The 16,689-nt window shown below is 46.5% G+C and carries 8 protein-coding genes; 5 read left to right on the plus strand and 3 right to left on the minus strand.

The features are described 5' to 3' along the window. Positions 1-61: 61 nt before the first annotated feature. A complete protein-coding gene (locus RIF36_RS18495; RefSeq protein ID WP_350149501.1) occupies positions 62-10,024 on the plus strand; it encodes a leucine-rich repeat domain-containing protein in 9,963 nt (3,320 codons plus the stop codon). Between the two features lie 96 nt (positions 10,025-10,120). On the opposite strand, the gene RIF36_RS18500 is transcribed toward RIF36_RS18495, so the two are convergent. Further along, a complete protein-coding gene (locus RIF36_RS18500; RefSeq protein ID WP_350078833.1) occupies positions 10,121-13,018 on the minus strand; it encodes a PAS domain S-box protein in 2,898 nt (965 codons plus the stop codon). Positions 13,019-13,247: 229 nt separating this feature from the next. On the opposite strand from RIF36_RS18500, the gene RIF36_RS18505 reads away from it, so the two are divergent. Both RIF36_RS18505 and RIF36_RS18510 read left to right on the plus strand, forming a co-directional pair. Then, a complete protein-coding gene (locus RIF36_RS18505; RefSeq protein ID WP_350127016.1) occupies positions 13,248-13,964 on the plus strand; it encodes a hypothetical protein in 717 nt (238 codons plus the stop codon). A gap of 10 nt (positions 13,965-13,974) precedes the next feature. Continuing rightward, positions 13,975-14,901, plus strand: coding sequence for a carbon-nitrogen hydrolase family protein (locus RIF36_RS18510; RefSeq protein ID WP_350127019.1), 927 nt, complete (start codon positions 13,975-13,977; stop codon positions 14,899-14,901). 3 nt (positions 14,902-14,904) lie between these two features. Here the strand turns inward: RIF36_RS18510 and RIF36_RS18515 are convergent, their stop codons facing one another. Further along, positions 14,905-15,231, minus strand: coding sequence for a DUF6249 domain-containing protein (locus tag RIF36_RS18515; RefSeq protein WP_152001535.1), 327 nt, complete (start codon positions 15,229-15,231; stop codon positions 14,905-14,907). Positions 15,232-15,345: 114 nt separating this feature from the next. Between RIF36_RS18515 and RIF36_RS18520 the strand changes: the two genes are divergently transcribed. Beyond that, on the plus strand, positions 15,346-15,921 hold the full coding sequence (locus RIF36_RS18520) for an RNA polymerase sigma factor (RefSeq protein ID WP_193218037.1): 576 nt from the start codon (positions 15,346-15,348) through the stop codon (positions 15,919-15,921). Between the two features lie 21 nt (positions 15,922-15,942). Then, positions 15,943-16,446 carry a hypothetical protein gene (locus RIF36_RS18525; RefSeq protein ID WP_350088657.1) on the plus strand — a complete coding sequence of 168 codons (504 nt, stop codon included), beginning with the start codon at positions 15,943-15,945 and terminating at the stop codon, positions 16,444-16,446. 56 nt (positions 16,447-16,502) lie between these two features. Here RIF36_RS18525 and RIF36_RS18530 read toward each other — a convergent pair whose 3' ends face one another. Further along, positions 16,503-16,679 carry a hypothetical protein gene (locus RIF36_RS18530; protein ID WP_193218038.1) on the minus strand — a complete coding sequence of 59 codons (177 nt, stop codon included), beginning with the start codon at positions 16,677-16,679 and terminating at the stop codon, positions 16,503-16,505. Positions 16,680-16,689: the final 10 nt, after the last annotated feature.

Here is a 16,689-nt window from a genome sequence, read left to right on the forward strand (position 1 = left end):
TTTGACAAATAGTTTATATTGTTACATGTTTTAAATTAGTATTAGCGCTAGCCTGAGTATTATGTTGACCAAACCAAACACTCCCAAGACTAAGTATGCCTTTCTGGCAGTAGTATCCGCAGTTTTCTTCATATTGCTGATATCCAAACCGTCACAAGTCAAGGCCCAGGTGCTGGCGGCTGACTCCCTGGCGCTGGTGGATCTTTATAATGCCACCAATGGTGCAAGTTGGGGTAATAACATTAACTGGACCACTGGGGCTGTTCCTACCTGGAACGGAATTACGGTCGTTGGGAACAGAGTGACACAGGTTGACCTAAATACAAACAACTTGGTTGGCACAATACCAACTTCTATTGGCGACCTCACGGCACTTACTAACCTGAACTTAGGAGGAAATATGCTAAGCGGCTCCCTCCCTACTGAAATCGGTACCCTCACAGCATTGGTGGATTTTCAGTTGTGGGATAACCAGTTATCCGGATCATTGCCAACTTCGATTGGCAACCTGACCAATTTGACGTATTTGGATTTGGCACCAAATCAGTTCTCAGGAACCATCCCAACGGAAATAGGCAATTTGGTAAATCTCGGGACATTGTGGTTAAATCATAACCAGTTTGTCGGGGCAGTTCCGGGATCGCTGGTGAATCTTACAGCGCTCACCGCACTGTATTTGCAGGAAAATTCGTTAACTGATTTGCCGGATTTATCTGCTTTGGTTGGCTTAACGACATTTGAAGTAGATGGAAACATATTTACTTTCGAAGACTTGGAGCCAAATAGTGCAATCATTACTGGTTCTCCTACTCAGCAGGAGTTTGGTATTACCCAATATATTCACTTACAAACCGGCAGCCCATTGCTATTTGATCCACCTCTGCCCGGAGCTGGCGCAAGTGATGCTTATCAATGGCAAAGGATTATTGATATTCCGGGTGCTAACGCTGCCACATATAGTATTCCTAGCGCCACTGTCGGTGATGGTGGCACTTACATTTTGAATGTTACTAATTCTGTTTTTCCCGGGCTTACCATCTCCAGTAAACCAATAATTGTTTATCAATCTGTCAATGCAGCAGATTCTTTGGCACTGGTTGATTTGTACAATTCGACAGACGGGGGAAATTGGATAAATAATGCCAATTGGCTGACAGGGGACGTGGCAACATGGTATGGCGTTACAGTAGCCGGTGATCGAGTTACCCAGATCAGCTTAAATGCCAATAATCTAATTGGTCTTTTGCCTCCATCTATTGGAGACCTTTCCGCTCTTCTTGATCTTTATTTGGAAGGCAATGGGATTTATGGATCACTGCCAGTAGAAATAGCTAATTTGGTAACAATAACAACATTTGACCTTTCAAATAACAGCCTTTCAGGTTCGTTAATACCTGTGGGCTCTTTATTCACTGTAGCAATACTCGATATAGCCAGCAATAATTTTGAAGGGGCGGTTCCGGCAGAAATTGGTGATTTGACAGGATTAACTTATCTGGACATCTCTGATAACAACTTGTCGGGGGTGCTTCCCGACGAGCTTGGCAATATTGGCAGTAGCCTGGCAAACCTATATCTTAATCACAATAGCTTTTCAGGCAGTGTGCCAGCCGCTTGGTCTTCGCTAACAGGTCTTGTGAATGTGGCGCTGAATGCCAATGATTTTGACGCTTTGCCAGATTTTACTCTCGATTGGATAAGCATAGGCACTCTGGATGTTACGCAGAATAAGCTTCAGTTCGGGGATCTTGAACCATATGAGCCGTTGGGGCCTGGCTTTAGCTATGACCCACAGCAAAATCTCGGCACGGTAAACCCCACAGAATTTTTTCTTCAGGATGGTGATCCGTTTACTTTCACCGTGCCTGTACAGTCTGGAACAGGAGTTACCTACCAATGGACCCTGGATGGAGTTGACATCCCTGGAGCCAATAGCAACACATATTCGATCGGTGCTTTTACAACAGCTACAGATGCCGGAGAATATATTGTTAATATTGATCATCCCACTTTAGCTGTTACCATTTCTTCCTTTCCGAAAACGCTTAGATCCAAGGCAGAGACTCTTTTCTTCTTGGATGAGACCAACACTATCTTTGCTGATTCAATTCCAAACGAGACATATGCCCAGGCGTGGGCAGATTTTGATCAGGATGGCGATGAGGACTTGTTTATTGGCGCAGGTTTTACTGGTCCGGGCACTCCAAATAGACTCTACCAAAACAATGGTGATGGCACCTTCACTTCTATTAGTGCGGGAGATTTAACTACAGACTTACTCGATCCTCGTTCGGCTAGCTGGGGCGATATTAATAATGATGGGTACCCGGATATTTTTGTAGGCGATTTGGGGTATAGATCAGACGCTCCTCCAACCATAGATGTGAAAGTGTATTTGAATAATCAAAACAACACTTTTACCGGCCTCACGCTTCCTGCGGTAGCCAATCTTGACAATACGGAGGGTGGTGTTTGGGGTGACTACGACGGTGATGGTTTTATTGATTTGGCTGTTTGGGGGAGTGCCAATGTGTCAAGTCCCATTACTCTATTCAAAAACAACGGCAACAACACTTTTACAGAAGTTGTCGGTGCGTTTGGGGTTAATTTGGCTCAACTAGCCACTGCTTCGTGGGAGGACGTTGACAATAATGGAACTCTGGACTTTTTTATTAGCTACCTCACTGGAAGGCTTTATTTTCAGAACAATGGCGATGGCACGTTTACCCAGAATCTTAGCAGTCCTATTGTAACTCAGCCAGTGTTAGGAACCAGAGGCCATAGCTGGGGTGATATAGATAATGATGGGGATCAAGACCTTTTCCTTTTTGGTGGTCAGGGAGCAGGCGACACCCAACTATTTACAAATAATGGCGCAGGTAACTTTACAGTTTCCGATGACTTTACATTTGCTGGCCTTGATATCAATACCCGGGGAGCAACGCTTGGGGATATTGACAATGATGGGGATCTGGATTTGATTACTTTGACACCAGCAATAGAGCCCCCGGTTTTTTTAAATAATGGCGCCGGTAGCTTTACAAAACTCGATGCTCTTCAGCAAACACTGTATAAATATTACCAGTTTTACGCCGTTACTTTGGCAGATTTTAACAACGACGGCTTCCTTGACATGCTGAATATTGACCGCAATGTTGGTTCAGATGGGCAATTGGAAACCAATATCCCTCGAGGTTATCTTAATGTTGGGAATGCCAACAACTGGCTAAAGGTGAAGTTGGCTGGAAGCATCTCCAATGCCGAAGGAATTGGTGCTAAGATAACTTTGCAATACTCTGCGGGTGCGCAGAGTAGAGTTGTTAAAACAGGATCTGGTTATGCTGGTCAAAACAGCGTGATCCAGCATTTCGGCTTAGGAGCTCAAACTGCAATCACTTCGGTTACAGTGAACTGGCCTTCTGGCAATACCGACGTAATTCTAAATCCGGGGATTAATCAGGTTTTGACCGTGACCGAAAATAGCACGGTTCCAAAAGGGCTTTTGGCTGGCACTAAGTCGGCAAATAGCATTGAACTGAAATGGACACCTTACCAATTTGCCAATGGCGGCTCTCTTTATTTGGAGCGTGCTACCAGCGATGCAGGCCCTTTTCTGACGGTTGGTATACTTAGTGATACGATATCGAGTTATTCGGATGTTGGGCTATTTGCCAACACCGTATATTATTACCGACTCAAGCATGAAAACGGACTTACCGTATCTGCATATTCGCCTTCCGTTGTTACCGCCACTTTCAGCAACGGCTTGCCCGACACATGGAATATCCAGCAATCATTCCTAACTCCGGGCCGGCTCACCCTTCTCGATATGGCGGTCGACAGCCTCGGCAATACCTACCTGGCGGGAAATTTTTCAGGCACCTTGTTCCTGAAAGGAGATAGTATCTACTCCAACGGCGCTAACGATGCCATTGTCATTAAAGTGAATAGCGCCAAAACCATTGATTGGATAAAAACCTTTGGAGGCCTGGCGGTAGAAGTAGCGTTAGACGTAGAAATTGGCCCCGCAGGATTGGTTTATGTTGGGGGCCATTACAATGATGCTTTCATCGTTGATAGCCAGTCGGTGACGGAAGTCAGCCCCGGCGTGCGAGATGGCTTTGTAATGCAATTGAGTGCTGATGGTACGACAAACTGGATTACCAACATCAACGCCCCTGAGGAAACTTCTGTCAACAAAATCGGGGTGGATGCTGATGGCAACGTCTACCTGGCGGGATACTACAATGGAGACTTTACATTCGGAGCTACTACATTTAGCGGTGGAGGAGGAGGGCCCGCTCTTTACAAAGTAGGGCCTGATGGCAGCAAGATTTTTGCAAGGTTTGGTACACTTGTGGGCAACACCCGCTTTGTTAACAATTTTAACTCGGTTGCAGTTAGCGGCAGCAATGTCTACGTTTCGGGTGAAGTAGACGGCCAGTGGTCTTTCGAAGGCACACCGATCACACCCAATGCGCTCAGAGATGCGGTATTGATCAACTACGGCACCGACGGCTCCCTGAAGTGGGTTAGAACCCTTGCAGGGCCAGGAGAAGATTACAGTGCGGAGGTGGCGGTTGACGGTGCCGGAAATGTATTTTGGACAGGGGATTTTAACGGTGCGACAGCTACGGTCGATGCCGTGAGTGTTACCAATTCGGGAACTGGATACGATATTTTTCTCTCAAAGATCAATGGAGTAGACGGAACAGTGCTTTGGGGGAAAAGTGCAGGAACTGCCAATGAAAATGACTTTCCATATAGTTTGACGACCGACGGAAGCAACGCATTCATAGCAGGCACAATGGGCTATGGTGCCACCAGCTTCGACACCAACACGCTCAGCAACGGAAAGCTTTTCTTAGCTTCCTACGGAACCGACGGAACAGTGCGTTGGGCCGACAAATCAGAAGGTTCGTTTGGCCTTCCCTGGGGACTGGAATACTCAGCTATTGATCAGGGGATTCTAATGACGGGTTCTTTCGAATATACTCAGCGCTTTGGTGTCACCGATTTAATAGACCAGGGCAATAGAAATGGGTTTTTGGTTTTTCACAACGATTCTGGTTTGCCTATTCCGGCTGCGCCAGGTGCCTTTCAGGCATTTGCCACGTTCAATGGTTCGGTGAGTGCAAAGTGGGCCGCCGTGCCGGGTATAGCAAGCTATAGTTTAGAAAGAGCGGATGATTTCATTGGCCCCTATAGCCAAATTGCGTCACTGCCTGATTCGGTGCTGACCTATTCTGATGTGTCCGTAGCCTCGGGAGCGACCTATTACTACAGGTTGCGATCTCTGCAAGGTGTCTATTCCGACTATACCTATACTGAAGAAGTATTTACGTTTTCAAATTCTTTGGCGGATTCCTGGAAAAACACAAAATTTTTTAAGGGAAAGGGTAGGGAAAATTTTCTGGATGTGGTCACTGACGCCTCGGGCTCTTCCTATTTGGTTGGATACGCAACAGACACAACCACATTTGGTGCCCTGCAAGTCACGAGCAAAGGCGCACATGACCTTTTGGCTGTCAAACTTGATTCGTTAGGTAGCCCAATTTGGGCAAAAAGTTTCGGTAGCACAGGAACCGATATTTTAGAGGGAGTTCAGATTGATGGGCAGGGAAGTGTGTATGTGACGGGTTATTATAATGGAGCGATGACCATCGGAGCGGATTCACTCCCTGCTCTGGGCCATACGGACATGATAACCATTAAGCTTAATGCGGCAAACGGCGACGTTATTTGGGCCAAGCCGACCGGCGGGACTGGCGAGTCGGGGGGACTGTCAGTCGCCGTCGATTCGGTTGGAAATGTTTTTGTGGCAGGCTATTTCAACGGTAGCCTTACTCACGGGGCCACAACCTTAAACGGCGGAGGTCATGCACTATTGAAATATGATGCCACTGGCGCACCACTTCTGGCTTTGCAGGGGGCGTTGGTCTCCGCTCAAACAGCCTTTGTTAATCAGTTCCAAAGAGTGAAAGTCAACAGCGCCGGAGTTTATGTGCTTGGGCAGTACAACAACGACTGGACTTTTGGCGGACTTCCTGCTACTGGCATAGGCGGAACAGACCTTTTTGTGGCTCACTATGACCTTGCCGGAAACATACGATGGCTTAGATCCATTGGTGGGACAGGTGACGATGAGGCCAGGGACATAGCCCTTGATGCAAGTGGAGATGTGTTGGTGTTAGCCTCCCCCAAAAGCAGCTCGATTTCAATAGACACGATAACCGTAAGTCAAAATGGACAATTAAACCTTATTGCCAAGTTGAACGGCAGCACAGGTCGGGGCATATGGGGGAAAACTTTTGGAACTCCGCAAGGAAGTGACTACCCATATAAAATAGCTGCTGACCCCACGGGCTTTTTTGTAGCTGGTGCAATGGATATTGAACCGACACCGTTTGGTGGGCCGGTCGTCAATGGAGGTCTTTTGTACCTTGCCTCGTTTGATACCAATGGCACCATTAAATGGGCAGATGCCGGTGAGGGAGAGCTATATTCCTGGGCGATGAACTATTCAGCCTATCACAATGCGGCGGTAGTGGCAGGCGGAGTGCATTTTAATGCGCAAATTGGATCGACAAAATTTGAGGGTGTAGAAGAAAGAGATTTGTTCTTTACTATGCACGGTCAGTCGGCTACACCGCTGGCTCCTGTTATTAGTAAGGCTGTAGCCGCAAATACTACGTCAGCCTACATACAGTGGGCACCAGTAGCTGATGCCTCTTCGTACCTGGTGCAGGCCAAGCTTTCGGGCGCAGCTGCTTTTTCAAACATCAAGGTGGTGCGCTCCGACACATCGCAGGTGCTTATAAAAAGCCTTTTGCCGGACAGTGTTTACAACGTGAGGGTGGTCGCCTATGGTCAAAGTGTTAGCCAGTCTGCCGTGTCAGCCACTGTAAATGTGACGATGTCCTGTGGAGCGCTTCCTTTAACGGATGGAGATTATCTGGTGAAGTACGGGGCAAGAAAACGAGACGGGGTAATCATAAAAAGTGAGGAGTCATATGCGGCCATTTATTCCACAGCGCCTGGCACCTATGTTATCAATGGCTTAACGGGTGGCTACTACAAAAAGTACTTCGGCTCGGCGACAGTTATTGACACGCTGAGCAGGGTGTGCAACGTGGTGTCAAAACCTTCACTGACAGACCCTACGGGCGTTTTGGCGTCTGTGTCCTCAGTTATTTATGCTCCCGATACGTTGTGGATGGAGTACAAAACAGCAAGCGGCGATTGGCTTAACTTGCGCTTTTTCAAGACAGCCAGCCAAATGGACTCAGCTGACCTGGCTGCTATAGTTAAGTTGTATGATACTACCGGCGGCGATACCTGGACGAACAAAACCAATTGGAAGTCAGCTTTGCCTGTTGGTTTCTGGCATGGCATAAAGACCTCCAATGGCAGAGTAGTAGAAATCGATCTTCCCGGAAACAATTTGATAGGGGAGTTGCCCACCGAGCTATTTGCCATGGATTCTCTGCGCATATTGAACCTGGGAGCCAACCAATTGAACGGAACAATTCCTTCAAGCATTACAGGGATGAAAAGGCTCGAAATGCTGTACTTGAATGACAACCAGATAGGGGGTGAGATACCGGATGACATAGGTCTGCTTCAGTCACTCAACGCACTTGATTTGGGGCGAAATCAGCTGATTGGTGGCCTGCCAGCATCAATTGGCAACCTCTCCATGCTGGAATCTATTTTTGGAGTGATGGGGAACCAATTGGAGGGAATAATTCCACCTACAATCGGGAACCTCAACAAACTGAAGATTCTTGCCCTCGATGCCAATCAGTTTGACGGGTCGGTGCCGGCAGAAATTGGTAATATGGCCGCCCTGGAGGCGCTCTATCTGCATCAAAACAAGCTCACAGGTCCATTGCCCGACTCGATTGCAAAGCTTAAAAGCTTGAAGTCGCTCTACCTCTTCGACAATCAGCTTGAAGGTTCGGTGCCAGCGGGCGTAGCCACCATGGATAGCCTGCAGATTCTTATTTTGCAGCAGAACCAATTCACGTTCGTGCCCAACCTCACTGGGTTGGCCAGCCTCGACACACTAAATATCTCAAATAACAAGGTGGGCTTTGGCTCCATTGAGCCGAACCTGGCGGTGAATGGCTTTGCTTATAGCCCGCAAGGGAGGTTTGGGCTCCCACTCGATACGCTGCATAGCGCAGGCGATGCGTTCCTGTTTGAGTTAGAAATGGGAGGATCCACGAACAGCTACCAGTGGTTCAAAGATGATGCTGAGATTGCTGGTGCAGTAGAACAAGACTATTTTATTGCGAGTACAACGGAGGACAGTGAGGGAACCTATTTTGCTCGTGTGGCCAATGCATCGGTGCCCGACCTTGTGCTGGACACAGATGAGTACGTGCTGAAGATTTCGTCACGAAAAAGAGATAGTTTGGCGCTCGTGGCGATCTATGAAGGAACCGATGGGCCAAACTGGGTAAACAAGACCAACTGGCTCCAGGGAGAGTTGTCTACCTGGGGTGGGATAACGCTCAAGAATGGACGAGTGAGCCAGCTCAATTTGCCAAATAACCGCATGGTTGGCCCTATGCCAGCAGCCATCAGAGACATTGGCGAGCTAGCCGTTATTAATCTTTCCAACTCAGCTCCTTCGTTCGACCCGGCAATAGACAACCAGATCAGGTTCCTTCCTGATCTTAAGCGATTGGACAGCTTAACCGCTGTGGATTTAACGAGAAACAGACTCGGTTTTGTCAGCATCGAAACAAACCTGGCTGCTCTTGGCGACAAGTTCTTATTCAGTCCGCAGCGCAGGTTTGGTGAAACCCGATACGACAGCGTGCCTGTCGGGCAGGCTCATAAGGTAGCCATTGAGGTCAGCGGTCTTACCAACAACTACCAATGGTACTTTAACGATCAGCCTATTGAAGGCGCAACAAGGCGATTCCACATTATCGACAACGTAACCTATGACAAGATGGGTGCTTATTTCGTGGAGGTGAAGAGCCCGAAAGTGCCTGACTTTAGTATTCGAAACAGAAATCAGAATGTGCTGGCCACAACAACTATTTCTGGTGTGATCAACTCAGCTTTTGATCAAAGTCCTCTTACCAGTGGTGCCGCCATTGTTTATAAAATCAAGAGTGGCCCCTATGACTCAATAGCCGCTGCGCAGGTGTCTCCAGAAGGGGCGTTTGCTGTTAACAAAATTGTACTCGGCGACTATATCGTAATAGCCAAACCGGACTTGGAGCTGTTCCCCGACGCTCTGCAAACCTATTATTCAAGCACTATTGACTGGGTACAAGCGGATACATTGAGGGTAAGGAATCCGGTTTCAGGGTTGGCCATTGGTCTTCTCGGTACACCACCACCACTCAACGGCGATGGTGTGATAACAGGAGGAGTTGACTCTGACTTACCAGACAGCGTATTCACTGATGAAGAGGCTCGAATTCTTGACAGAAAACGTGTGGCTGGGGCCGGAGTGAGCTTGAGTCGCCAGCGGTTTAGGGCAAAGGGCAATGAGTTTGACTATGATTTTGTGGCATATACTGTGACGGATGAAGAAGGGAATTTTAGTTTTGGCACTTTGCCAGACGACACCTATCTCATAAATATTCAGTACCCGGGCGTTCCAATGGATCAGAGCTCTGATATTTTGCTAACACTAGGCACAGAGACGGATCTCAACGAGATTTCAGTAGCCGCACTTGTAACGCCCGAAGGAATTGTAGTGGACAAAGTAGCAGTAAAGGGGATTGCAGCTCCGTTTATTCGTGACCTTAATGTGTACCCTAACCCCGGCGAGGATATTATTAGTCTCGATTATTTCGTCAGAAGAAAAGTTGAGAGTCTTAACTTGAGGGTGACGGATGTGACCGGAAGAGAGCTGATGTTACAAGCACTTCCCTTTAGTCATGGGCCCCAAAGAACAGCAATGGATATTTCTGGACTTACACCTGGAATGTACATTCTCGTAATTTCTGATGAAGCAGGAAGCTTCACTGAGACATGGAGGATTCAGAAAAAATAGAGGAAAAATTGTAGATAGCTGTTTGCATGCGGACAACGGTATAGGTTGCTGTGAGATATCATCAACAAGAAGGACCACGCTTAGTGGTCTTTCTTGTTATGCCACATGATGCAAAGTTCTGATCGGCATGGTGTAGTCCATCAGCAATTGATGCAGGTGAGTAGGATTGAAGGGCTTCATCATTACGTCATTCATGCCGGCCGCATACACATTGCCCTCCACTTCTTTTCTCGTAGAGGCAGTCAGAGCAATGATAGGGGTGTCGCTGTTGAAATTACTTGTTTCTCTGATTTCTCTACTTGCTTGATACCCATCGATAACCGGCATTTCAAGGTCCATGAGAACAATGTCAAACTTCTCCTTGTTCGCTAGTTCAATGGCCTCTTTGCCATTGCTTGCTTGTTTGAAGCTAACATTCCATTTTTTCAAAAAACGATCAAGTACTAATTGGTTGATCTGATTGTCATCAACAGTAAGTACACGGATTTCTTCCAGGGATTCAAGTAGATGTGTCATATGCTGGTCGCTTTTAATTGTTTGATTTGTGGTTTTTAAAGGGATATCGAAATAGAAAGTTGAGCCTTGATTGTTTTTGCTTTCAACCCATATTTTGCCGCCCTGCTGTTCTACTATCATTTTGCAAATGGCCAGGCCGAGGCCCGTTCCACCATACTTTCTCGAAGTCGAGGCATCAGCCTGGCTGAACTTTTCGAAGATGATTTGAAGCTTGTCTTTGCTCAGCCCAATGCCATTGTCGGCCACTGAGAACCTGACCCAAAGTTTGTTGTTGTCTTGGCGAAGCAGTTTTGTGGCTACCCTGATCTTTCCTTTTTCAGTAAATTTCGTAGCATTGCCTATGAGGTTATTGAGCACCTGAACAATCCTGTGAAGGTCACCTTCAAGTAGCTTGGGGAGCTTCGAATCCCCATCGAACTCAATGGTGTTGCCTCGTTCCTGCACTTTAAACTTCATCGACTGAACCGCCTTGTTTATTTCTTCATTGAACTTGAAGGGGATGTTTTCAAACTGAATGTTTTCCGAAGAGATTTTTGAAAAATCAAGTATGTCGTTGATCAGGGTAAGCAGGTTTTCGGCCGAGTAGTGGAGTGTCTGTAGTAGCTCAAGCTGATCTTTGCGTGGATCCTCATCCATAAGAATTTTACTCATGCCTATCACAGCATTCAATGGAGTCCGTATTTCGTGGGTCATGGTAGACAGGAATCTTTCCTTTGCCACAGATCCTTCTTCAGCATTTTTCTTCGCCTCCAGCAGTTGGCTTTCTGCAGCTTTTCTTTCACTCACATTGTTTTCAATAGAGATGAATTTTATTAACTCGCCATTTTCGCTGAAAACAGGGTTTATTTGTGTTTCAACCCAGTAAGCCTCACCTCCCTTGTTATAGCTTATTATTTCTCCTCTGAAGCTAGTGCCGGAGTCAAGCGCTTCACACATGGCCTTTCTAACCTGCACATCAGAATCAGGGCCTTGAAGAACCGTGGCTGGCCTTTTTCCCTTCATTTCCTCGAGGTTGTAACCCGACATTTTGATGAACGCCTCATTGACCCACTCCACTAGCCCGTTCTTGTTGCTTATGATGGTGCCTGAGCTTGAATATTGGGCCACCATTGCCAACTCACTGAGCGCTTGTTCGTTTTTCTTTCTTTCTGTAATGTCTATAAGGCTGCCAATAACTTTGTGCAGTTGGCCATTCTCAGTTTTTGGCTCAACTACAATCCTCACCCAGCTTGTCTCACTCCCGGGAAGTTCCAATTCAGCCTCTATATCAAAGCCAACATTTGCTTCGAAGACCTGCGCATAAGCACTACCAATTTTTTCCGCAGAGGCTTTGCTAAACTTCTTCAGAATTTCGCCGACCGCCGGAATTTCACCACTTTTAAACCCTAGCAACTCAGCCAAACTGTCTGTATATGTACTTCTTCCCGGCACTACATCGGTTTCCCAGCCACCAATGCGGGCTAGCTGTGTCGTTTGTTTTAGTACTTCGTTTAGCCACTTTTGCTCGGTTACGTCTCTGAGAATGGCCTGAGTTTGAATGTGCTGTCCTTCTTCGTTAAATATTTTTTGCGCAGTAGCTTCCAGCCATACAAAGTTGCCTGCCTTCGTTCTCACCGAGAAGTCATTATTTGTGCCGTCTTGTGTCAGTCCCTTGGCACTTGGGTCGATAAACATCTTGATGTTTTCACCAATTACTTCTGAGGGTTGGTAACCAAGAATGGTTTCTACGGCAGGGGAGATGTAGGTAATTTCCCCCTGTCTTGAGCAAAGGAGGATAATGTCTTTCGAGTGGGTGGCAAGCAGCTTATAAACTCCTTCTTTCTCAGTGATGTCGTTTTTTATCAGCTCAAGATTGCTGGATGAAAGGCTGGAGAACGAATTTTTTTCCTTTGAAGAAGACCGTAGCAAGGCATCTAGTATGGTTTGTACCTGACGAACCTTAATAATGGTAGAGCCAAGGCCAAATGCTATGGCAAATATGCCCACGCAGATCAGGAGGATATTAAGGGAAAGGTGTGATTTGCTGATGTCGCCGAAGGTAACCGAGGAGAGTGAGGTGATGGTGAGGAATAGAAATGGGATGGAGAACCAGAGCACCAACGATTTTTTCTCTTTGTTTCCGAAAAGCAGCGCCGATATTCCAGTCAGTAGCGTAAAAAACAGTATTTGAATAGGCAGCATGCCGTCAAAAGCATATCCCAGGAGTATTGTGAACAAACTGGCGTTAGCCAGTGTACAGTATCTCTTCCAGAAACCTTTGTGGCTGTTGGTATATAGTGTAAGAGAAAAGTGGGTGAGGCTAATCAGAGCAAAAGTAAAAGGCGCATCTATGTTATAGGTGCGGAAGAGTGAAAATGCAACGATAGCGTTAAGTGCGCCAAAGAAGTAATTGATAATATTGGTGGTTACAAAGGCCTTGGAATCCTTTGCAGCCATCGGGCCTTTTTTCTCGTAACCGTTTAAAATTTCAACTAACATAACCAGAGAGTAAAGTATGATTCAAAATTAAAGGGTAGGCATCTCTCAGTTTTCGGAAGCTGGCGTGGCCCCTTACATGTATGTTTTTTTCTGCTATTCAATCGAAAAGCAAGCCCACTATGCAGTCATATGGTCACTATTCGGGCCATATATTGGACTAATTCAATATTATATATGATTTAAGCAACAGCATGAAATGTTTGGTTTTTGCTACTTTTGACATATAACTATGAGAAAACTTCTTTTTGCGCATGAAAATCTTCCCGGGCCGGTTGTGGCGGGGTTTGTATTGACCTTGGTTTTCTTTGTCCACACCACGCTGTTCGCACAAAATCAGGTAGTTGAAAAACACTTTCGTATGATAGGGGAGGCAAGTCTTCAGCAGCTTCGCACGGCTTGCATCAAGGGGCGGTACGTGCCGCTAACGATGGAGCCAATCTCATTCGTGGCTTATCTGAAGTTTCCGGATAAGATAAAGATTGAGTGGACACAAGGGAGAGTGAAGTGGACGGATACCTATGCCAATGGGAGGGCTGTAAGCAGACAAGGCGGCATCACCACAGAGTTGGAAGGAAAGGAGTCGTTCGACCTGCTTTGGATGCTTAGATCGACATCGCCTTTGAGGGAGACGGGGGACGGCCACTTCAGTTTGTCTTCCGAAAAATGGAACAACGGGGAATTTTACAAGCTGACACTTGACACTGAAGAGTCGCAATTGGAGTTTTTAGTTGACAAGGGGAGTTACGAGATAGCACTGGAAAGAATTATCAGCGTTTCAAAGTCATCAAAAAAAGACGTGCAGGAAATCAGGTACCTCAGATACATGGATCTCGGAGGTGTGAAAGTGCCAGCCGTGTTTGTGATGGACACTGAAGAAGGCAGTGCCGACTTAATCTACGACGAGGTGCTTTTGGGTTATCCTCTCAACGATAGCTTTTTTAACTGACAGCATCCAAATGAAAGTAGCCATTATTCAACATGCCCCAGAATACCTTGATAAGAAGAGGAGTTTGGAAAAAGCCCTTGTGCTGATAAAGGAGGCGGCTAGTGGTGGCAATGTGCTGGCGGTTTTTGGGGAAAGCTGGCTAAGTGGCTACCCGGCCTGGCTCGACTACTGCCCCGGAGCTGCCCTTTGGAACCACGAGCCAACAAAGGAGGTCTTCGCAAAGACCTATGAAAATGCGATTGTGATCGACGGGCCTGAAATGGCGGCTTTACAGCAGGCAGCTGCCGAACTTGGTATAGCTGTTTGCATTGGAATCAATGAGAAAAAAGGCAGCGGAAATGCCAATGGAACGTTGTTTAACTCAATGGCCCTAATCAACTCGGCTGGCGAGCTAGTGGTGCATCACCGAAAGCTGATGCCGACTTTCACGGAAAAATTGATCTATGGTGTCGGTGATGGAAATGGGTTGCGGTCAGCAGAAATCGCTGGCGCAAGAGTAGGTGGGCTCATTTGCTGGGAGCATTGGATGCCTCTTACACGGCAAGCAATGCACGAAACCGGGGAGGAAGTTCACATTGCTTTGTGGCCCACAGTACACGAAATGCACCAGGTTGCCAGTCGTCAGTATGCTTTCGAGGGCCGGTGTTTTGTGCTGGCCGTTGGGCAGATACTGAGAGCGAAAGACATACCCTCAGCGCTGGATTTACCCGATGACCTAAAAGCTAACCCCGAAAGCTTTCTTTTAAAAGGAGGAAGCTGTGTGGTAGCGCCCGACGGGTTTTACATCCAGAAGCCAGTGTTCGATTCGGAAGCTATAGTTGAAGTGGAGTTACCACTACGGGAGACTATAAAGGAAAAAATGACCCTTGATGTAACGGGTCATTATAAAAGGAGTGATATTTTTGACTTTCAGGTCGACAAGAGGAGAAACCAATAAAGATTATTGGTTCTCCTTCTGTTCCATTTTGTGTGAGATAAAAAGTCCTGCGCCTCCAAAGATGAAAATCATGGAAAAATAGGCCACCTCTTCATCTCTGAAAAAGCCTTCAATAAGACCTCCAAATAAAATTCCGCAGCCTACACCAATAAACAGCAAGCCAAATTTAAGCGCAATGCTATTGGTTGACTTCCCTCTGAAAACATTGGGGTCGGCACCCTTCTCGATGGCAGCTAGTCTTTCTTCGTTAAGAAACTTCCTCCAAAAGATGATGGTGATGGCAATGGAGGTAAACAGCGCTAATGGGATTAATACTTCTGGTCCGTGCATGATATTTTAAGTTTTGATTTGCCCCTATGACGCCCGGCTTCCTGCGGCGGTTACAAATGAAACTTTATTATTTTTTTCGGTAACTTCTGTGTCTAAACGTGCGTCATAGGGGCGGTGTCAAAAACTAGTTATACTGAAGAGGAGCTAATCACCTTTATTAAAAAGGGGGAGTCTGCCTACTTTCGCCATTTGGTAGACAGGCACAAAAGCTATGTTTACACGCTTGCTCTCAGGGTGGCGGGCTCGCACGAAGACGCCCAGGAGGTAGCACAAGATTCTTTTATTAAGGCCTATAACAATATTTCGTCGTTCAAAGGCGACGCCAAATTCAGTACATGGCTTTATAGAATTGTTTTTAACACTGCGATAAGTAAAAGGAGGAAAAAAAGGCTACCTGAAACAGATATTGAGAAGGCTTCCGGCGTTTTGGATGCGGACAGTATGAACTCCAGTGAGCTGCTTTCTCAAAAGGAAAGGAGGGCCTGGATCAACAAGGCGATTGAAAGGTTGCCTGAGGATGATGCGTTTTTGATTACACTCTATTACTTTCAGGAGCTGACGCTGGAGGAGATTGAAAAAATTACTGGGTTTGCTCCCAACAACGTTAAAGTAAAAATTTTCAGGGCACGAAAAAAGCTGGCCGAATGGCTGGGAAAGTGCTTGAAAGAGGAAATAACCTCATTGACCTAAAAAGAAAAGGCAATGGAAAACATGGAACAAAAATTATTCGACTATTTAGAAAATAAACTTCCAGCCGGTGAGAGGAAGGAGCTGGAGAAGCAAATAAGCAAGGACAACATTTTGCAAAAGCAGTTGATAAGCATGCAAAATGCTGACAAGCTAATGACTGAACATAACATGATGGAATTCGATGATATGTTTTTCACCGATAACATCATGAATAGGATAGAGGCCGGAAGAGCCAGGGCCAGTAAGAGCAACCGACTTCTTTGGATGGCACTGGGGATTTTTGCAGCTATGTTTGCTGGGGTACTGAGTATGCTGCCTTTATTTCAGGAAACGACACCAGCCCCAAATGTAGAGGACAATTATCTCCCAAAGTTGCCAGCATTTGACTTTACTCCCATGATCGAAATGATCAACAACCCTGCCCTTATTCAGCTAGTGGTGGTTGCCACGGCCATTGCTGTCTTGCTGGTGGCTGACAAATTTTTAGGTGGGAAGTTCAAACCTAACCTGCCGTCTCTCTTTTAGCTTCGAGATAGCGGTTGCGGAGGGGCAGGTCAGAAAATATTACCGAAGGGTATTCATTAGCTCCCACAGCCCACGCACTCAAATTCAGAGTTGCTCGGGCGGACTCCCTCAAGTGTCATTTTGAGGTTATGGATTTTATCCCTGATCTCCATGTCTTGAAACATGTCGCCGGTAAGCTTGCCTTCCAGTGTTGCGATTTCGCCTTCAACGGTGGTTTTTTCCTGATCAGTCATTACTAGTGGT

It is taken from the genome of Imperialibacter sp., assembly GCF_040222815.1.
GTDB lineage: Bacteria > Bacteroidota > Bacteroidia > Cytophagales > Cyclobacteriaceae > Imperialibacter.